Source organism: Hymenobacter persicinus (genome assembly GCF_004167665.1).
Lineage (GTDB): Bacteria > Bacteroidota > Bacteroidia > Cytophagales > Hymenobacteraceae > Hymenobacter > Hymenobacter persicinus.
The window spans coordinates 83,420-101,916 of record NZ_SEWE01000013.1; the positions used below are offsets into that span (position 1 = coordinate 83,420).

The following is an 18,497-nucleotide window of genomic DNA, read 5'->3' on the forward strand; positions in this document are numbered from 1 at the left end:
AAAGCTGCGCTAAGGTACGTAGAACGGGCGCTTTCGGTCGGAATCAGCCCGCACCGGGCCGCGCGGCCAACGCCAGCCGCACCCGGCGCGTATAGCCCAGCTATGCTTCCACGCCTGCCCGTTTCCTTGGCGGCCGCGCTGCTTGCGCTAGCTGCCGCCGCCTGCGACTCGCCCGCCACCAGCACTGCAACTGCCACCGCGCCCGCCGGTCCCGAGCCCTTCGTGGCCCCCGACGCTCCGGCCGACCCCAAAGCCGCTGCGGCCCGGCTGGCCTCCGCCGGCACCCAGCCCGACTCGCTCCACCTGCTCAGCCCCGGCCGGGCGGGCCGGCTGGCGCTGGGCATGAGTGAAAAATCGTTGCTGGCCCGGGTGCCCGCCGCCCAGCTCACCAAAACCACCCACGTCTACAAGGGCGTCACCTACCCGGCTTACCTGATGACCGACGCCCAGCAGCCCACGGCCCCGCCGAGCCGCCTGGAGCTGGTGGGCTCCGCGGCCACGGGCTACACCCTGCGCCGCATCCGCATCACCGACCCGCAGTACCGCACCGGCGAAGGCATTGGGGTGGGCTCCCCGTTTGGCGCGGCCCGGCAGGTGTACGGCCTGACCCGGGTGCGCAGCAGCGAGGGCGACTTCGTGGCCATCTCCTCCCAACAGCGCATGGGCTGGATTCTGGACGAAAATTCCCTGCCCGCCGACCACTCGGCCGACATGCCCTCGTCGGCTATTCCGCCCGCTACGCGCATTGTGGGGGTATTTTTAGTCAAATAGGGCGGAATTGGTATATAGCGCGGCACTTCGCGTTATTTCCTGTACTTTGGTAGCGTCGGGGATATTACTATACCCGGACCTATCCCCTTCTAGCCCCCCGTCGGACTCTCCTATTTATGACTCTGTTCGAAAACCGGTACCGCACCCACGACCTCGGCCTGCTGCTGTTGCGCATTGGCATCGGCGTGATGTTTACCATTCACGGCTACCCCAAGCTGATGGGCGGGCCCGAACAGTGGACGCAGGTGGGCGGGGCCATGAAGTCGGTGGGCATCAACTTCGCGCCGGCCTTCTGGGGCTTTCTGGCCGCTTTGGCCGAAGCCGTCGGGGGCCAGCTGCTGGCCCTGGGGCTGTTTTTTCGCCTGGCCTGCGGGCTGATGTTTGGCACCATGCTCATGGCTACCCTCATGCACCTGACCAGCGGCGACGACTTCAACAGCTACTCCCACGCCCTGGAATCGGCCATCTTATTTCTGAGTCTGCTCTTTATCGGGCCGGGCCGGCTGAGCCTCGACCAGGTGATGTTTGCCCCGCGCCGCCGACTTTACTAGGGGAATGTTGAATCTTGCGGACTGAATGGTGAGTGCCGAGCCCATAGCGGGCCCCGGCTCCCGTTTCCCATTCAGTTCTCACCATTCAGAATTTCCCCGAATGTTCTCATTTCTGCTCACGGCCCTGCTGCTGACCGCACCGGCGGCCAAGGACGACTGGCGCACGCCCTTCGAAAAAGGCAACGGCAACACCACCGCTACCTACGCCGAGTGCCTGGCTTACTACCAGCGGCTCGACGCGGCCTACCCTGAAATAACGATGCGCGCGGCCGGTACCACCGACGTGGGCCAGCCGCTCTACGAGGTGGTCGTGTCCCTGGACGGCGACGCGGACCCGGCCTCGGTGCGGGCCAAAAACCGGCGCGTGGTCTTTATTCAGAACGGCATTCACCCCGGGGAGCCCGAAGGCATCGACGCCAGCATGGCCTTAGTGCGCGACTACGTGCAGCAAAAGGAGTTGCGCCGCCAGCTCGCCGACGTGACCCTGGTCGTGATTCCGGTGTACAACGTGGACGGCATGCTCACGCGCAACTCCACGACCCGGGCCAACCAGAACGGGCCCGAGCAGTACGGCTTCCGCGGCAACGCCCGCAACCTGGATCTGAACCGGGACTACCTCAAGCAGGACTCCCGCAATGCCCGCTCCTTCGCCCAGCTGTTTCGCAAGTGGCAGCCCGACGTGTTCGTCGACACCCATACCTCGGACGGGGCCGACTACCAGTACACGATGACGCTCATTGCCACCCAGCGCGACAAACTGCACCCGGCCCTAAGCGTGTATATGCAGCAGAGTTTGCTGCCGGCTTTGTACGGCGGCATGGCCCAGCGCAAAACGGTGATGACGCCCTACGTGGACTTCGAGGGCCGCACGCCCGATGCCCGCGGGCTGGTGGGCTTTCTCGAAACCCCACGCTATGCCACGGGTTACACCACGCTGTTCAACACCATCGGCTTCATCACGGAAACCCACATGCTCAAGGCTTACGCCCCGCGGGTGAAGGCCCAGTACGACTTTCTGGACTTGATGGTGCGCACCGTGCATGCCCAGGCGGCAACCCTGGCCCGGGCCCGCACCGCGGCCGAGGCCGAGCTGCTCACCCAGACCACCTTCCCGCTGAGCTGGCAACTCGACACCACCCAGGTCGAGAAAATCAGCTTCCGGGGCTACGCCGGGGAAATGCGGCCCAGCGAGGTGAGCGGGCAGCCCCGGCTGTTTTACAACCGCACCAAGCCCTACACCCGCCAGATCAATTACTACAACACCTTCAAGCCCGTGGTGAGCGTGGAAAAGCCCGTGGCCTACCTGATTCCGCAAGCCTGGGAAGAGGTGCTGGACCGCCTGCGCCTCTCGGGCGTGCAGCTGCGCCGCCTCACCCGCGACACGGTGCTGACGGCTGACACCTACTACATTACCGACTACAAAACCGGCTCCCGCCCTTACGAGGGCCACTACGTGCACTCGGGCGTGGAGCTGCGCACCGAGCAGCAGCCCCGCCCCTTCCGCGCCGGCGACTTCGTGGCCTACCTCGACCAGCCTGCCGCCCGCTACCTCGTGGAAGCTCTCGAACCCCAGGCCACCGACTCCTTTTTCGCCTGGGGCTTTTTTGACGGCATCCTGCAGCAGAAAGAGTACTTCTCCGACTACGTGTTCGAGGACGTGGCCGCCGAGCTGCTGCGCAAAGACCCTGCCCTGCGGGCCCGCCTGGAAAAGCTCAAGGCCCAGAACGCCGTGTTTGCCCAAAGCGCCGCTGCCCAGCTCGACTGGGTATACCGCCAGTCACCGTACTACGAAAAGTCGCACCTGCGCTACCCCGTGGCCCGCTGGCAGGGCGGCAGGCTGCCGGTGGAATAGCGTATACTTGCCTTCTTTCTCTGCTCCGCCCTTTCCCCTATGGCCCTGCTCGAACTCGATAATCTTTCCAAAAGCTACGGCGGCACCCAGGCCCTGCGCGGCCTGTCCCTGCAGGTGGAAGCCGGCAGCGTGTATGGCCTGCTCGGTCCCAACGGCAGCGGCAAAACCACCACCCTGGGCTTGGCCCTGGGCGTGCTACAGGCCAACGGCGGCACCGTGCGCTGGTTTGGGCAGCCTCTCTCGGCGGCCACCAAGCGGCGGGTGGGCGCCCTGCTCGAAACCCCGAACTTCTTCCCCTACCTCTCGGCGAGGCAAAACCTGCTGCTGGCCGCCGACATCAAGCACGCCGCCCCCGCCACCGTGGACGCGGCCCTGGAGCTGACGGGCCTGAAAAGCCGCCAGCACGATGCCTTCAAGGGCTTTTCTTTGGGCATGAAGCAGCGTCTGGCCCTGGCTTCCACCCTGCTCGGCAACCCCGAAGTGCTGGTCCTCGACGAGCCCACCAACGGCCTCGACCCCCAGGGCATTGCCGAAGTGCGGGAATTGATCCAGCGTCTGGCCACCGAGGGCAAGACCATCATCATTGCCAGCCACCTGCTCGACGAAATCGAAAAGGTGTGCACCCACGTGGCGGTCCTCCAGCGCGGGGAGCTGCGCGCGGCCGGGCCGGTCAGCGCCATCCTGGCGTCCACCGACCGGATAGTCGTGCGCGTGGCCCCCGACGTGCCCACCGCGGCCCTGCAGCAGGCCCTGGCCCAGCTGCCCTGGGTGACGGACGCGCAGCCCGAGGCTGGCGGGGTCCTGAGTGCCGTGCTGGCCCCCGGCCAGACCCCAGCCGACCTAAACCGTGCTTTGTTTGCCCAGGGCGTCGTTCTGGCGGGCCTGGAGCTGCGTCACCGGAGCCTGGAAGCTCAATTCCTGGAGCTCACCAAATAGTGAACTTGTGAAAGGTGAAGGGGTGGCCGGTTCGGCTTGCGCATTCGTGCGGAGCCTGGGCATTGCTTCCCCCCTGCCGTTTCACAACTTCTCAACTTCATCATTTCACCTTTCCCCCATGCTACGCGCTGAACTTCGTAAAATCCTACCCTACCGAACGGTCTGGTTTATTCTGCTGCTGTTTGTGGCGCTGCTGGCTCTGTTTGTATCCGTGGGCAGCGGCGTGGTGATAAACGGGCAGGCCGTGGGCAACACGCTCTACGCCTTTCCCGAGGTGTGGCACAAGCTGGCTTACGTGGCCAGCTACTTCAACCTGCTGCTGGGCATTCTGCTCATTATTCTGATTACCGACGAGTACCAGTTCCGCACCTTCCGCCAGCAGGTTATCGACGGCAGCTCGGCCGCGACCCTGGTGCAGGGCAAGCTGGCCGTGTCGGGACTGCTGGCCGCCTTCGGGATGCTGGTGGTGCTGGGCGTGGGCCTGTTCTACGGCCTGACCCGCTCCCCCGAATCGGCCGCCAAAGTCACCCAGGAGCTGGGCGCAGTGGTACTCTACGGAGTGCAGGCGTTGGGCTACCTGTCGTTGGCGGCGCTGCTGGCGTTTCTGCTGCGCAAAAGCGGCCCGGCCATCCTGGCTTTCATGCTCTACGCCTGGGTGGTGGAGCCCGTGGTGCGCCTGCGGATTCCCGACGAAATTGACCGGTACTTCCCCACCAAAGTCTTTTCCAGCCTCACGCCCACGCCCGGCCAAGCCCTGCTCGACACCGTGACGGGCCCCTCGGGCGCCATGCTGCCCAGCCAGGCGTTGCCCCTGGCATTGGCCTACGCGGCCCTGTTCTGGGCGTTGAGCTACCTGCTGCTGCGCAACCGGGATTTGTAGCAGGGCCAAGCAGCTCGCACTGCGCGAAAATGGCCGCTGATAGCAGTATCAGCGGCCTTTTTCAGTTTTCAGTCCCGCAGGGTTACTTATTCTGAGCCTGCAGGTAATTGGCGTAGTTGACGATAAAAGCCAGGTCGCGGGCCTCGGTGAAGCTGAGCTTGTTTTCCTTGGCGTACTGCTCCAGTTGCTTAGCCTGGGCCCGGAACACGGCCAGCAGGTCTTTCTTGGGGCTGCGCAACGGCACCACGTTGCCATTCGGGGTGCCGAGGTAGAATTTGTCTTGGATTTCGGTATAACTGCCCGCGTAGCGGGGCACCCCGCCGTAGCCGTAGCCCCCGTAGCCGTAAGGGCTGGCCCCGTAGTTGACGGGCCGCTCCACCTGAATTTCGCGGCGCAGCAGCACCTGAGGGCCACGGCTGAGCTGCTCGAAGAAGCCCGGCGACTTAAAGTCGCTGTAGTCGTTGTCGTGATTCCAGCGGTAGACGCGGTACACGCGCACCAGGCTCGTATCAACCCGCTCCCGCCGCTGCCGGGGCGGCATGCCGCCGTAGTAAGGACTCCCGTAGTAATAGCCTTGGCGGGCGTCGTAGAAATCGTAGAAGTTGTTGCGGCGCTGCTCTTTTTCGCCCTTCACGGCAAAGCTCTGCACGGCCACGGCCGAAAGCGTGCTCACCGTGTTGTCGGGCTGGGTAATCAGTACCACGTCCTCGGCGTGGTGCAGCACCAGCGGCCCCTGCAACGTGTCGCCGTTGGTGAGCAGCACGGTGCTACCCGCAAACTGCTGCACGTAGGAAGTGCGCTGGGCCTGGGCGCGGCCGGCCACGGCCAGCAGGGCCGTTAGCAAAACGAGGGAAATGGAGCGTAGCATGGTCATAGCCGGGGAAAGATAGCCGAAAAATCGGGGGACGACCCGGCGCAGCTGCCCGCGGGCCAAGCTCGGTCCTAAACCGGCGCTGTACTGCCCTAACCACCGAAAAGGGCGGCAGGTTCACGTCCCGCGGCCCCGCTTTTACTGGCCCCCGCGGTCCTTCCAACCCGGGCACCCACCGCAACTCAAACCAGCATTGAGGCTTCAACTCAGTACCTCCACCCGGGCCTTATCGTAGAGCCTGCGCCAGTCGCGGCGCAGGATGGCATCGAGGTACTCGTCCTCAAATTCTCCCGCCTCATTCACCCCCGATTCCCGCAGCACGCCTTCCAACTGGAAGCCCGCAGTTTTCTCAATTGAGCGTTTGGAAGACAGGTTGGACACGAGGCAGCCGGTAGTCACCCGGTGGAGGCCCAGCAGCTCGAAAGCCAAGTAGAACAGGTGGGGCTTGCTGCGGGGCGTGATGCCGCGGCCGCGCATGTGCTCGAGCACGTCGGCGCCGGCGGAGCCGGTTTTCTCCTCCCAGCTGTCGACGGTCAATAGCGTCAGGCCGGCCAGCTCGGTGTCCACCAAGGAGTAAAAGCCAACATTGGTCCGCCGGCCGTTTTCGTAGCGGGGCAGGTAGTTGCGCATCAGTTCTTCCCGCATGGGCCGGGAGTCGGCAAAGCCCCCGAACCACTCGTAGGTGGCGGCCAGGTTGTCCTCGCTGATCAGGCGCAGAGTAATGCCGTCGGAGGGCAGGGCGCGAAACGTGGCAGACAAGTCACCGCAAGAACTAAAAAGCCGAAGATTCGGCCTCATTTTTATTCACTGGCAGCTTCCGGGAAGCTACTGCGCGGGGTAGCCCAGCACCGGCACCCGGGCCCAGTCCGGCAGTTCGGGCAGCAGGGCCGCCAAGGCGACGGCCTCAGCTTCCAGCGCTTCGGCCCGCACCCGCAGCAGGTGCCACTCGGCGGCGCGTTCGGCATCGAGGCTGGCCACCGTTTCGGCCTGCCGGGCCAGCAGCCATTCCCGGGTCCGGACCGCGGCCGGATCGGGGGCGCTGGCCGCAGCCGGTGCGGCGGCCAGCAGGCCGGGTAGCATCTGCTGCCAGCGCTTGGCAAACCGGGTGCGCCGGGCTAGCACCTCCATCTTCAAGCGCAGCTGCCGGGCTTTGTGCAGGCACTCGTCCAGGCGCTGCTCCACCGGGCCCGGCGCGGGTGCTACCGTCGGCAGGTCGTTGTACTCCGTGGCGTCGGCGGCCGGGTGGTCGGGTAGCACCTGGGCCAGCGCCGTCAGCCGGGCCAGCAACGCGGCCGTGGGCACGCGGCGACCAGCTTCAATGTGTTTGATCAGCTCCGGGCTCACGCCCAGATATTCGGCCAGCTGCCGCTGGTGCAGGGCGAAGTAGCCCCGCACGCGGGCCAACACCGTATTGGAAGACAGAGATTTACGGGGCATAGCAACAGCCTTGTACCTTATTCCTATCTATTAAAAAGATAGGGTACGATTTTGGTACCTTATTTCCCTCATTAATTATAATACGGTACTGAATATTTCACCGTAAGGTTGCCCTTGGTTTCGAATATAGGGTATTCGGTGGCTATGTAGTTGCTTCGTCCGCATGCATAAAAAAGCCCGTCGAGCGGGGCGCGACGGGCTTTTTTATGCATGCGGACGAAGCAAGCGCAGGTATTACCCTACCGGCACGGCCGCGTCGGGGTCGGCGTGGGCGGTGCGGTCCTTGGTCAGGATGGTGTGGCCGAGCTTGTCGCGCTTGGTAGTCAGGTAGCGCTGGTTGTGCTGGTTGGGCGCAATTTCGATGGGCACCGTGTCCACGATTTCGAGGCCGTAGCCCACCAGACCGGTGCGCTTGCGGGGGTTGTTGGTGAGCAGACGCATTTTCGAGATGCCCAGCTCGCGCAGAATCTGGGCGCCCACGCCGTAGTCGCGCTCATCCATGCCGAAGCCCAGCTCAAGGTTGGCTTCCACCGTGTCGCGGCCCTGCTCCTGGAGCTTGTAGGCCCGCAGCTTGTTGAGCAGACCAATGCCCCGGCCCTCCTGGTTCATGTACACCACCACGCCGCGGCCTTCGCGCTCAATCTGCTCCATGGCCTGGTGCAGCTGGGGGCCACAGTCGCAGCGGCAGGAGCCGAAGATGTCGCCGGTCACGCAGGAGCTGTGCACGCGCACGAGTACGGGCTCGTCGCCGCTGATGTCGCCTTTTACCAGGGCCAGGTGCTGGGCGTTGGTGGAGCGCTGCGTGAAGGCCACCAGCTCGAAGTCGCCGTGCTCGGTGGGCATCTGCACCGCAATTTCGCGGGTAATCAGGCTTTCCGCTTTGAGGCGGTATTTAATCAGATCCTGAACCGAAATCAGCTTCAGGTCCCACTTCTTGGCCACCAGCTCCAGGTCGGCCAGGCGGGCCATTTCACCGTCTTCCTTCAGGATTTCCACCAGCACCCCGGCGGGCTCAAAGCCGGCCAGACGAGCCAGGTCCACGGCGGCCTCAGTGTGGCCAGCCCGGCGCAGCACGCCTTCCTTGCGGGCCTTAAGCGGGAAAATATGGCCCGGCTTGCCCAACTCCTCGGGTTTGGTGTCGGGGTCAATCAGGGCCAGAATGGTCTTGCTGCGGTCGGAGGCCGAAATACCGGTCGTGACGCCGTTCTTGAGCAAATCGATGCTCACCGTGAAGGGCGTGGCGTGCAGAGCGGTGTTGCGGCCCACCATCAACTCCAGGCCGAGCTCTTCGCAGCGGGCCTCGGTGATGGGCGCGCAGACCAGCCCGCGGCCGTGGGTGGCCATGAAGTTGATGACTTCGGGCGTGGCGCAGCGGGCGGCGCAGATAAAGTCGCCCTCATTTTCGCGGTCCTCGTCGTCGACGACAATTACAACTTTGCCCGCCCGGATATCGGCAATGGCGTCTTCAATGGAATCAAGCATAGGAATGGGGAGCGGGTGGAAAAACGGCTCCGGCAGTACAACAACCGGCGACGGTGGCGCGAAGTTACGGGGTCCGGGCTTCTTTTAGCGAATGGCCCGGTGCCGACGCCCCGCGCCGGCCCGGGAAAAGTCTCGCGCAGCCGGCCGCTGTTTGCTAAAGCGCCGGGCGGGACAACTATTCCCGTTTGGCGGGGTTTGCAGAGAATGGAATTGCTGCTTATGCCCGCTTTCGACTTTAATGCATACCCCAGACAACGGTGCTGCTTCAGCCCAAGGTGGCTACCACCGGGGCCCTGGAGCAGCTCAGAGCCTACGGCCGGCAGGAGCCGTTAGTCCCTCTGCCACCCGCACATGGGGCGGCACTGCCTCCACTTCGGCAAGCCTTTCCTGACGTTCTTGTGCTCGTAGCGCCGGACCCGGTCCTAAGCGGGTATTTGCACCAGATTCCGCAAACGGGCTGCTACCGCTCCTTTTCCACCACTTTTCACAATCCGGCCTGCGGCCCGGCTACCAGCGGCAGCCCCCCTGGGCCGCGGGACAACTTTTCCCGTTACTCTTCACCTTTTTGACCTTATGACGATGAATAGAATAGCCCTGATTGTGGGCGCAAGCGGCATTATGGGCAGCAACCTGGCCCGGGAGCTGCTGGCCACGGGCTGGACCGCCTACGGCCTGGCCCGCCGCCCCCAAACCGATATTGCTGGCCTGCTGCCCGTTGCCGCCGACCTGCTCGACCCCGCCAGCCTGGAAGCGGCGCTGGCCGAGGTTGCCCCCACCCACGTCTTTCTCACCAGCTGGCAGCGCAACGACACCGAGGCCGAAAATATCCGCGTCAACGGCGCGATGGTGCGCAACCTGCTGGCGGCGCTGGCCCCCAAGCACTCGGTGCAGCACGTGGCCCTGGTCACCGGCCTGAAGCATTACCTTGGCCCATTCGATTCCTACGCCCAGGGCAACTCATTGCCGCCCACGCCCCTGCGCGAGGAGCAGCCCCGGCTGGCGCTGGAAAACTTCTACTATGCCCAGGAGGATGAGGTGTACGCCGCGGCGGCCCGCGACGGGTTTACGTGGAGCATTCACCGCCCCCACACCGTCATCGGCAAGGCCGTGGGCAACGCCATGAACCTGGGCACCACCCTGGCCGTGTACGCCAGCATCTGCAAGCAAACCGGGGAGCCCTTCCGCTGGCCCGGCTCCCGGGCGCAGTGGGAGGGTCTTTCCGACGTCACCGATGCCCGCGTCATTGCCAAGCAGCTGGCCTGGGCGGCTACGGCCGAAACGGCCCGCAACGAGGCGTTTAACATCACCAACGGCGACTATTTCCGCTGGAGCTGGCTGTGGCCGCGGCTGGCCGCCTGGTTCGGCATTGAGGCCGTGGGGTTCGACGGCACCGTGCACCCGCTGGAAGCCGAGCTGGCCGACAAGGCTCCCCTCTGGCGCGACTTGGCCACGCGCTACGGTCTGGCGGAGCCCGACTTAGGCCGCCTGGCGTCGGCCTGGCATACTGACCTGGACCTGGGCCGCCCGATTGAAGTGATGACCGACATGAGCAAAAGTCGGCAGGCCGGCTTCCATGAGTACCAGCGCAGCGACGAGTCGTTCTTTGACCTTTTTGCCCAGTTGCGCGCCGACCGGCTGATTCCGTAAGCAGTCAGCCGCGGGCCTGTTGCACCAGGGTATTTGCGTAGCAGTACCAAGGAGTCAATCAGCTGTTCGCCGACTCTGGCTAACCAGTGAAACGCCAGCGCAAGCCCCCTGCTGCGCTGGCGTTTTTGCGGGCTTTTTTGCCGGGGCAATTCTCAGTGCAGGCGCGGCACTACTTCTCGAACAGCACTTCGAGCTTGCGGGTGGCGGCGGCCCAGTTGTAGTGCTGGCGCACAAACTCCTGCCCGCGCGCGGCCAGCGCCTCGGCCAGAGGGGCTTCGCTGAGCAGGCGGGCGAGGTGGCCAGCCAGTTCGGCGGCGGTTTCCCCGACGAGCAGATCCTCGCCCGGTTCGCCGCGCAGGGCGTTGTTGGCCAGCGGGGTCGTCACGCAGGGCAGGCGCATGGCCATGGCTTCGAGCAGCTTGTTTTGCAGGCCCGTGCCCACCCGCATCGGCGCCACAAACACCCGGGCCGCGGCGTAGGCATCCCGGATATCGGGCAGCCAGCCGCTGACTGTTACGTGCTCCGAGGCCAGGGCCAGCACCCGGGCTACGGGCGTGGTGCCGGCAATGAGCAGGCGGGCACCGGGGTGGGTGCGGTGCACCAGGGGCAGAATCTCGGTGGCCAGAAACACGGCCGCGTCCACGTTGGGATGGTAGCTCATGTTGCCGCAAAACACGAGGTCGTGCTCCCGGGGCCGGTCCTGGGGCTGGAAAAAATCGGTGTCGATGCCGTTGAGCACCACGTGAATCCGCTGGCGCTCGGGGTGGTTGATGAGCTGGCGGTCCTGGTCGGAGATGATGGTGTGGTGCCGGAACCAGCCGAAGGCCTCGGCCTCGTAGGCCAGCAGGCGGCGGGCTTCCAGGGCCATGACCGGGCGCTGCCAGGCCGGGGCGTTGGCGGCGCGGCGGACCATGCCGGCCGAAAACACGTCCATGTAGTCCAGCGTCATAGGGTAGCGGCCGGCGTAGGGCCGCAGGTACTCAGCCATCCGGATCAACTGGCAGTAGACGTGGTCGGGCTGAAACTCGCGCAGCAGCGCCTCCACGCGGGCCTGGGCGGCCGCGTCGTAGAAGTAGCCTACCTGCGCCGGCCGGCCCGAAGCCAGGGCGCGGGCCATGCTCAGGGCAATGCCGGGCTTGCGCAGGCGGTGCACGTGCAGCCCGCCCCGGCACAGGGGGCCCACGGCGGCCTCCGCCTCGGCCGACACGGCTTCGTCGGTGAGGGCCAGCAGGCAGATGTCGTGGTGCCGGGCCAGGTAGCGCAGTTGGTGAAACGCGCGCAGCTTGTCGCCCTTATCGAGCGGGTACGGAAACCGGGACAGCAGTACGAGCAGCTTCATAGATGGGGAGCGGGCTTAGGCGGTTTGCGCGCGGCGCCCCACGATGCGGTACAAATCCAGGAAGCTTTCCACCACCCGGCGGTTGTCGTAGAGGCGGGCAATGGTGCGGGCCGCCTCCTGCCCAATTTCCTCGTGCAGAGCCTCGCCGCGGTAATAACTCCGGATGCGGCTGACCCACTCCGAGGGCTCGTCGCAGAGGATGATGTCGTGGCCGTTGCGCACAAAAATGCCCTCCGAGCCCAGTCCGGTACTGATAATGCACTTGCCCAGAGCCATGCCCTCAATGATTTTGATGCGCATGCCGCCTCCCGACAGCAAGGGCACAATCATCACGTCGTACTGCTGCATAAACTCGGCGGCCGAGTCCACGAAGCCGTGCACGATGACGTTTTGCCGGGCCAGGTTCAGCAGCCGGGGCGGGGTATTTTTGCCGGCCACGTGCAGCTCCAGGTCGGGCATCTGCTCGTGCACCGCGGGCCAGACCTGGGTCAGAAACCAGTCGAGCCCTTCCAGGTTGGGCAGCCAGTCGAGCGAGCCAATCATGAACAGGGTCCGGGGCTTGGGGCGCAGGGCGGCGTTGCGCTGAAAGCGGCTCAAATCGACGCCGGCGGGCACAAACACCACCGGCTCGGGGGCGCCCAGGGCGCGCAGGCGGCGCTGGTCGGGCTCGGTGATGGCCGCCACGGCGTCGAAGCGGGCGAGGTAGTGCTCCTCGAACTTCTTGAGGCCCCGGGCCAGGTGCCGGAGGTAGAAGCGCTTGAGCGGGTTCAGCTCCCGGGCGGCCAGCATCTGCCAGATGGTGTATTCCAGGTTGTGGGCCCGCAGCACCACGGGCACCTGCGGGGCCGCGCGCCGGACCACGTCGACGTACCAGGCTACGAACGTGCCCTCGAGCTGGACTACGTCGAAAGCCTCCTCGTGCAGCAGCTCAGTCAGCCGCTCGGCCACGGCCGGACTCACGAAGCGCTCCACATTATAGGGCATCGAGCCCACGAGCAGGTTTTTAAGCGCCTTCACCGGCGAGAGGCTCGTATCGACGGGCACCGTGACCAGGCGCACGCCGGGCAAGTGGCTGAGCACGTCGGCGGGCTGAAAGTGCTTGGGCGTGTTGATGGCCAGCACCGTCACCGCGTGTCCCTGCCGGGCCAGGCCGGCCGCCACGTCGTACATGGCAATAGCGCCCCCGTCGTGGGGCGGAAATGGCACGCGGGGACAGACTTGGAGGATGCGCACAGCAGAGAGGGATGAGAAACCCGGGACAAACAGCCTGCAAAGCTACGCAGAAAGCCTTTTCAGCGCGCCCCGGCGGGCCGGATTAGCCCGCCCGCCCGGCCCGCCGAAGCCAACTCCCTGACTGCAAGCCGTTCTAGTGGCGGCCGGGGCCCAGCGTGATGAATTGCCGCACCAGGGCCTTCACCTGCTCATCGGTGCCCAGCACCAGCAGCACGTCGCCGGCGGCGGGGCGGGTGTCGGCGCTGGGGCTGACGATGAACTCGCCGGTGCTGAGCTTGAGGCCGATGACGGTGGCGCCGGTGCGGGAGCGGATGTCCAGCTCGCGGATGCTCATGCCCTGCCACTCCCGGCGCAGGTCGCGGTAGCTCATTTCCTCCAGGCGCAGCTTGTTGGGACCCAAGCCGTTAATCATTTCCAGAAAGCGAATCACTTCGGGTCGCACCACCAGGTTGGCCATGTGGGAGCCCCCGATTTCGTCGGGCATCACCACCGAGTCGGCGCCGGCGCGCAGGAGCTTGCTTTCCGAGGTTTTGAGGCTGGCGCGGGCAATAATCTTGATGTGGGGGTTCAGCTCCCGGGCCGTGAGGGCCACAAACACGTTGTCGGCATCCTTGGGCAGGGCCGTAATCAGGGCCCGGGCCTTTTCCACGCCGGCCGCGCGCAGGGTTTCGTCGGTGGTGGCGTCGCCGAACACGGCCGGAATGGCGCCCTCCCCTTCCTCGCTGGCGTCGCGCAGCAGGTTCTGATTTTGCTCAATGACGACCACCCGGGCCCCGTTGGCGCGCAGCTCGTGGTAGGCCTTGCGCCCGTTGCGGCCGAAGCCGCAGACGATGACGTGGTCGGAGTAGCCCCGGATTTCGTGGTCGGATTTAAACATCTTGAAAATAGTACGCAGCTCGCCGTCGAAAATATAGGTGGTCAGCACCGACACGAGGTAGGCAATGACAAGCAAGTTGAAGAAGATGTAGACCGAAACAAACAGCCGCCCGGTGGGCGACATCGGGTGCAGTTCCCCGAAGCCCACCGTGGAGACGGTAATCATGGTCATGTACACCGCGTCGAGCAGGCCGTAGCCCTCGATGACCATAAACCCGATGATACCCGCCCCGAAGCTGAACACGGCCAACAGCAAAGCCAGCACAAACCGGCTCAGGTTAGCCCGCTTCCAGAGTGCGACGAGGTTGTTGTTGGGCATTTTTTAGAGCGTAGATTTTAGAGCGTAGAACAGAGAAGCTACTGTGCCGGATTCTGAGTTCTACGCTCTAAAATCTCAGCTCTAAGCTCCTACATAGCTCCGCGCGGGATGACGGTGCCGAGCAGCTCGCCGAGGCGGTTGTCCATTTCCTTGAGCAGCTTGATGTTGCCCAGGGTTTCGAGCATGGTCAGCTCGTCCATGGGGTGGCGCAGGGCTTCGAGCTGGATGCTGAGTTCCCGCTCCACGTGCACCTTGTTGAGGCGCAGAATGGCGTTGTCGCAGGCCTGCTGGAGCTGGTCCAGCTCCCGGGGCACGTAAATCTGGTGGGTACTCCAGTTCGGGCTCAAATCGTACTTCTCGGTGGCCAGGTCCGACACCACGGCGCGGATGTCGGCCCGGCTGTGCTGGATGAAGTAGCGCACCTCGGGCCAGCGGCCCTCGTTCATCTCCTCCCGGCACAGGTGCATCAAGTCGGCGTAAATCGGGGTGCGCAGGGGCGTTTCCTCGAGCTGGGCGAAGATGTACTGGGCCACGGCAATGTCTTCGGTGAGGGGCTGGGCGGCGTAGAGTACCAGCAGGCGCACAATTTCCCGCTCGCAGACCTGCACTAGGTCGGGCGTGGGCTCCAGCTCTTCTTCCACGGTCCCGCCGCCCAGGGCCGCGAAATCTTCGGGCGTGGCCCCGTACATGGCCATTTCCGCCTCTTCCTCCGGGCTCATGGAGGGCGCGGGCACCCGCGGCGCACTCGGCGCGGCCGGCGCGGCAGCGGGCAGTCCGTTCGACCAGCTGCTGCCCCCGGTGTGGGCGCTGCCGGCCCCCGAGGTGTTGGTGGGGGCCTTCTGAGTGGCGGTTTTGACCAGCTTGTTGTACTCGGTGATGAGCACCTGCTCGTCGATGCCAAAGGCGCCCGAGGTCTGCTGCAAAAACACCTGGCGCTTGATCGGGTCGGGCACCTTGGCAATGCTCTGGAGCACGTCCCGGATGGCCTCGGCCTTCTTCACCGGGTCGCCGGCGGCTTCCTTGGCCACGACCGAGGTCTTGAAGCTGATAAAGTCCTGGCTGGCTTTTTCGAGGTGCTCCTTGAAGCGCTGGTCGCCGACCTTGCGGATGTAGGAGTCCGGGTCGTCGCCGTCGGGAAAGAGCACCACGCGCACATTCAGGCCGCCTTCGAGCAGCATGTCGATGCCCCGCAGCGAGGCCCGGATACCGGCCGCGTCACCGTCGTAGAGCACCGTCACGTTTTCGGAGTAGCGGGCAATGAGGCGAATCTGGCTTTCGGTGAGCGAGGTGCCCGACGAGGCCACCACGTTCTTGATGCCGCCCTGGTAGAGGCTCAGCACGTCGAGGTAGCCTTCCACGAGGTAGCAGACTTCCTCGCTCCGGATGGCCTGCCGGGCCTGAAACAGCCCGTAGAGCACGTCCGACTTGTGGTAGATGTCGGATTCGGGCGAGTTGAGGTACTTGGCCGTCTTGTCGTTGGCCTTGAGCGTGCGCGCCCCGAAGCCGATAACCCGGCCCGACACGTTGTGAATCGGGAACATGACCCGGCCCCGGAACCGGTCGTAGCGCCGGCCCGAGTCCTTGCCCTGCTCGTCCTCGCGGATGATGGTCAGGCCGGTTTTTTCGAGGTACTTGGCCTGGAAACCTTCCTTCTGGGCGGCTTTGAGCAAATCGTCCCACATATCGAGGGAGTAGCCCAGCTCAAAGGTCTGGATGGTGCTCTGGTTGAGGCCGCGCTGGCGCAGGTAGCTCAGCCCGATGCTCTGCCCCTCCTCGCTTTCCAGCAGCAGCTTGTGGTAGTGGTCCTTGGCCCAGTTCGAGACGATAAACTGGGAGTCCTTTTCGTTTTGGGCCAGCTGCTGCTCGGGCGTCTTTTCCTCTTCCTGAATTTCGACGCCGTACTTTTTGGCCAGGTATTTCAGGGCCTCCACGTAGCTGGTGCCCTCGATGTCCATGATGAACTGGACCACCCCGCCGGCTTTACCGCAGCCAAAGCACTTGTAGAGGCCCTTGGCCGGGGCCACCGAAAATGAGGGTGATTTTTCGTGGTGAAAGGGGCAGCAGGCCCACATGTTGTTGCCCTTTTTCTTCAGGCTCACGAAGTCACCCACCACCTCCACGATGTCGGCGAGGTGGATGATCTGGTCAATGGTTTCTTTGGGAATGCGGGCCAAGGGTACTTACAGCAACAGGGTGGTAACGGAACAGCCGTACGAAGGTACGACGAGAAGCGCGGCCGTGCGCAGGAAAACCTTGGTCCCGTTTGGCCGCCGCCCCGCCCCTACGACAGCCGGCCCGCCTCGGGCGCCGCAGCACCCGGACGGGCCGGCGAATCAGAATAACAATCGGCTTTACGTAAGGAATCGGCGACCAGAATCAATTAAAAGTTGCGGCTGGCGGTGGTTTCGGGGATGATAACCACGTAGTCGTAGCCCAGGATGGTGGCTTCGAGCTCCTGGCTGGCGACTTTCAGCCCTTTGCGCAGCAGGGCCCGGCGCAGGGGGCGCACGTCAAACACCTGCCAGGCGTCCCCGGCGGGGGTGGCTGCCATGAAGGGCTGGACCATGGCCTCGTCGGCGTGGGAGTAGTGGGCCACGTTCTTGCTGAAGTCGTCGGGGTTGGCCCCGCCCACCTGGGTGCCCTGCTTGCCGATAACGAAGATGTGCAGGGTTTTCTGGTCGTGGGCGTCGGCCAGGTTCACGGCCAGGTTGCCCACGTCGTAGATGTCGCCCCAGATGCTGCGGCCCCGGCCCAGGTGGTAGGCTCCGAACTTGAAGAGCATGGGCGGCAGGGGCTGGTCGGTGGTCAGGTAGGGCTGCAGCTCGCCGAGCAGGTTGCGCTTCATCAGGTTGATGCGGGTCTGGTGGGCCCCGGGCTTGCCGGCAAAGTTGGTCTGTTAGATAGCCACGCTGGCTTCAAAGTCGCGCAGCATCTGGCGGACGGCGGGGCTTTCGGCGCGGGTGGCGGCCCGCAGGCTGTCGAGGGTGGCGGGGCGCAGCGTGTTCACCGTGGAGTGGTGGTAGGTGCCGGCCACCAGGTCGCGGCGGTCCTGGGCCTGGAAAGCGGCGGCGGTTTTGCGCAAATAGGCTTGGCTGGCCTTGTGCTTGGTTTGGTCGGCCATCAGCCCCAGCAGCCGGCCCGGGGTGGCGGAGCCCACCTGCTCGACGCCCACCAGCGCGGCGCCCTGGGCCTGCAGGGCGCGGGCCAGCTCAAACTCCTCGGCCCAGCTGTAAAACGACAAGGCCATCGGATACTCTCTGCTGAAGGCGGTGGGCAGGCCGGGCTGGGCGGCCAGCCGGCTCAGGTCGCGGGCCTGGTACTTGTCGATTTCGGCCACGTAAAGCTTGGGCTTGAGCACCTGCCCCACGGCGGCGGCAAAGCCCGGAATCTGGGCCATGCCGTGGTCTTCGCCCACCAGCACCAGCGTGCTTTTGCGGATATCCTGCTCCAGCTTGTCCCAGCCCGGGCCGCTGAAGCGGGCGCCGGTGGACACAAGGGCAAACTGATTTTTCTGCACCAGCCGGGTGAAGGCCGTGTCCGGAGCCTGGGCCCGGGCGGCCGGGCTCAGCGTTGCCAGGGTGAGGGCCAAACCCGCCAGGCGGCGGACGGTGCGCTGGGAGCAGGCGGCGGCGAAGAGTGAGGAGCGGAACATAGCCGGTTGGTTTTGGAAAAAAGGAGAAGAACTGAGCCAAAGAAATTGCGGAGCTTTGGCTGCCGAAACATTATTCGACCAACTAGCGGCCCCACCCCACCAAAGTTCGAGTTGTCCTCCCCTTTTCGTCCGTTTGAACCCGCTTTTACCTTCGTGCGTCACCGGCTGACGGCGCTGAGTCCGCGCGCCGCGGCCGCGCTGCTGCAACTGGGGCTGTGGGCGGTGCTGGCGGGCTTCTACTTCGCCTGGAACAACCGCCCCAACTTCCACTTCGACGGGCCGGTGTGGCCGCTGGTGGCGTTGCAGATGGGCTTTGCCATCCTGCTCTTCAACGCCCTGGTCTACCTGATTATTCCGCGCTGGCTGCTGCGCGGCCACCTGGGCCGGGCCCTGGCCGGGGGCGTAGTGCTGCTCTACGCCTTTCAGGTCTGGATGTACGTCGGCTCCCGTCTGGCCGCGGCCTACCTACCCCTGAGCCCAGTGATGCGCCGCACCCTGCACGGCTTCTACGTGGCCGACTTCTGGTCCACGCTGCTGAGCCCGCTGGGGCAGCTGGGCGTACTGCTGGGCATGCTGGCCATTCTGCTGTTTCCGGTGCTCATCAGCTTTCTGGCCTACGCCCTGGTGGTAGACCGGCGGCGGCTGGCCCTG

At 64.8% G+C, this 18,497-nt stretch carries 17 protein-coding genes; 7 read left to right on the forward strand and 10 right to left on the reverse strand.

Annotated elements, in window-relative coordinates; genetic code table 11:
• Positions 1 to 102 precede the first annotated feature (102 nt).
• The 5 genes from EWM57_RS08485 to EWM57_RS08505 all read left to right on the forward strand — a co-directional run bounded on the left by EWM57_RS08485 (position 103) and on the right by EWM57_RS08505 (position 4,990).
• The gene (locus EWM57_RS08485; protein WP_129920710.1) at positions 103 to 771 is read left to right on the forward strand and encodes a hypothetical protein; all 669 of its coding nucleotides are present in this window, start codon (positions 103 to 105) and stop codon (positions 769 to 771) included.
• A 116-nt stretch (positions 772 to 887) separates the two neighbouring features.
• Entirely contained in the window at positions 888 to 1,322 is a 435-nt protein-coding gene (locus tag EWM57_RS08490; protein WP_129920711.1) for a DoxX family protein, read from the forward strand.
• Positions 1,323 to 1,422: 100 nt separating this feature from the next.
• Positions 1,423 to 3,174 (forward strand): M14 family zinc carboxypeptidase, encoded by a 1,752-nt coding sequence (locus EWM57_RS08495; RefSeq protein ID WP_129920712.1) that lies wholly within the window; start codon positions 1,423 to 1,425, stop codon positions 3,172 to 3,174.
• A 39-nt stretch (positions 3,175 to 3,213) separates the two neighbouring features.
• Entirely contained in the window at positions 3,214 to 4,110 is an 897-nt protein-coding gene (locus EWM57_RS08500) for an ABC transporter ATP-binding protein (RefSeq protein WP_129920713.1), read from the forward strand.
• A 118-nt stretch (positions 4,111 to 4,228) separates the two neighbouring features.
• On the forward strand, positions 4,229 to 4,990 hold the full coding sequence (locus EWM57_RS08505; protein WP_129920714.1) for an ABC transporter permease: 762 nt from the start codon (positions 4,229 to 4,231) through the stop codon (positions 4,988 to 4,990).
• 82 nt (positions 4,991 to 5,072) lie between these two features.
• Here the strand turns inward: EWM57_RS08505 and EWM57_RS08510 are convergent, their stop codons facing one another.
• The 4 genes from EWM57_RS08510 to EWM57_RS08525 form a co-directional block, all read right to left on the reverse strand.
• On the reverse strand, positions 5,073 to 5,864 hold the full coding sequence (locus EWM57_RS08510; RefSeq protein WP_129920715.1) for a hypothetical protein: 792 nt from the start codon (positions 5,862 to 5,864) through the stop codon (positions 5,073 to 5,075).
• A gap of 198 nt (positions 5,865 to 6,062) precedes the next feature.
• Positions 6,063 to 6,620, reverse strand: coding sequence for a GNAT family N-acetyltransferase (locus EWM57_RS08515; protein ID WP_242510018.1), 558 nt, complete (start codon positions 6,618 to 6,620; stop codon positions 6,063 to 6,065).
• 66 nt (positions 6,621 to 6,686) lie between these two features.
• The gene (locus EWM57_RS08520; RefSeq protein ID WP_129920717.1) at positions 6,687 to 7,298 is read right to left on the reverse strand and encodes a helix-turn-helix domain-containing protein; all 612 of its coding nucleotides are present in this window, start codon (positions 7,296 to 7,298) and stop codon (positions 6,687 to 6,689) included.
• Positions 7,299 to 7,532: 234 nt separating this feature from the next.
• A complete protein-coding gene (locus EWM57_RS08525; protein WP_129920718.1) occupies positions 7,533 to 8,780 on the reverse strand; it encodes a bifunctional 3,4-dihydroxy-2-butanone-4-phosphate synthase/GTP cyclohydrolase II in 1,248 nt (415 codons plus the stop codon).
• A 579-nt stretch (positions 8,781 to 9,359) separates the two neighbouring features.
• On the opposite strand from EWM57_RS08525, the gene EWM57_RS08530 reads away from it, so the two are divergent.
• Positions 9,360 to 10,427, forward strand: a complete 1,068-nt coding sequence (locus tag EWM57_RS08530) for an SDR family oxidoreductase (RefSeq protein ID WP_129920719.1) — start codon at positions 9,360 to 9,362, stop codon at positions 10,425 to 10,427.
• Between the two features lie 169 nt (positions 10,428 to 10,596).
• Here EWM57_RS08530 and EWM57_RS08535 read toward each other — a convergent pair whose 3' ends face one another.
• From EWM57_RS08535 to EWM57_RS08560, 6 genes are all read right to left on the reverse strand, one after another.
• Entirely contained in the window at positions 10,597 to 11,766 is a 1,170-nt protein-coding gene (locus EWM57_RS08535; protein ID WP_129920720.1) for a glycosyltransferase, read from the reverse strand.
• Between the two features lie 15 nt (positions 11,767 to 11,781).
• Complete coding sequence (locus EWM57_RS08540; protein WP_129920721.1) at positions 11,782 to 12,999, reverse strand: glycosyltransferase family 4 protein; 1,218 nt, start codon at positions 12,997 to 12,999, stop codon at positions 11,782 to 11,784.
• Between the two features lie 133 nt (positions 13,000 to 13,132).
• Entirely contained in the window at positions 13,133 to 14,194 is a 1,062-nt protein-coding gene (locus EWM57_RS08545) for a potassium channel family protein (protein WP_242510019.1), read from the reverse strand.
• An 89-nt stretch (positions 14,195 to 14,283) separates the two neighbouring features.
• A complete protein-coding gene (dnaG, locus tag EWM57_RS08550) occupies positions 14,284 to 16,368 on the reverse strand; it encodes a DNA primase (protein WP_129920722.1) in 2,085 nt (694 codons plus the stop codon).
• A 206-nt stretch (positions 16,369 to 16,574) separates the two neighbouring features.
• Positions 16,575 to 17,039 (reverse strand): hypothetical protein, encoded by a 465-nt coding sequence (locus tag EWM57_RS08555; RefSeq protein ID WP_129920723.1) that lies wholly within the window; start codon positions 17,037 to 17,039, stop codon positions 16,575 to 16,577.
• A gap of 51 nt (positions 17,040 to 17,090) precedes the next feature.
• The gene (locus EWM57_RS08560; RefSeq protein ID WP_129920724.1) at positions 17,091 to 17,846 is read right to left on the reverse strand and encodes a hypothetical protein; all 756 of its coding nucleotides are present in this window, start codon (positions 17,844 to 17,846) and stop codon (positions 17,091 to 17,093) included.
• Positions 17,847 to 17,999: 153 nt separating this feature from the next.
• On the opposite strand from EWM57_RS08560, the gene EWM57_RS08565 reads away from it, so the two are divergent.
• A partial coding sequence (locus tag EWM57_RS08565; RefSeq protein ID WP_129920725.1) for a hypothetical protein occupies positions 18,000 to 18,497 on the forward strand: 498 nt, incomplete at its 3' end.

Bases quoted from the DNA above. Each gene is read 5' to 3' on its own strand.
- EWM57_RS08485 (WP_129920710.1), top strand. From the start codon at position 103: ATGCTTCCACGCCTGCCCGTTTCCTTGGCGGCCGCGCTGCTTGCGCTA.
- EWM57_RS08490 (WP_129920711.1), top strand. From the start codon at position 888: ATGACTCTGTTCGAAAACCGGTACCGCACCCACGACCTCGGCCTGCTG.
- EWM57_RS08495 (WP_129920712.1), top strand. From the start codon at position 1,423: ATGTTCTCATTTCTGCTCACGGCCCTGCTGCTGACCGCACCGGCGGCC.
- EWM57_RS08500 (WP_129920713.1), top strand. From the start codon at position 3,214: ATGGCCCTGCTCGAACTCGATAATCTTTCCAAAAGCTACGGCGGCACC.
- EWM57_RS08505 (WP_129920714.1), top strand. From the start codon at position 4,229: ATGCTACGCGCTGAACTTCGTAAAATCCTACCCTACCGAACGGTCTGG.
- EWM57_RS08510 (WP_129920715.1), bottom strand. From the start codon at position 5,864: ATGACCATGCTACGCTCCATTTCCCTCGTTTTGCTAACGGCCCTGCTG.
- EWM57_RS08520 (WP_129920717.1), bottom strand. From the start codon at position 7,298: ATGCCCCGTAAATCTCTGTCTTCCAATACGGTGTTGGCCCGCGTGCGG.
- EWM57_RS08525 (WP_129920718.1), bottom strand. From the start codon at position 8,780: ATGCTTGATTCCATTGAAGACGCCATTGCCGATATCCGGGCGGGCAAA.
- EWM57_RS08530 (WP_129920719.1), top strand. From the start codon at position 9,360: ATGAATAGAATAGCCCTGATTGTGGGCGCAAGCGGCATTATGGGCAGC.
- EWM57_RS08535 (WP_129920720.1), bottom strand. From the start codon at position 11,766: ATGAAGCTGCTCGTACTGCTGTCCCGGTTTCCGTACCCGCTCGATAAG.
- EWM57_RS08545 (WP_242510019.1), bottom strand. From the start codon at position 14,194: ATGCCCAACAACAACCTCGTCGCACTCTGGAAGCGGGCTAACCTGAGC.
- EWM57_RS08555 (WP_129920723.1), bottom strand. From the start codon at position 17,039: ATGAAGCGCAACCTGCTCGGCGAGCTGCAGCCCTACCTGACCACCGAC.
- EWM57_RS08560 (WP_129920724.1), bottom strand. From the start codon at position 17,846: ATGTTCCGCTCCTCACTCTTCGCCGCCGCCTGCTCCCAGCGCACCGTC.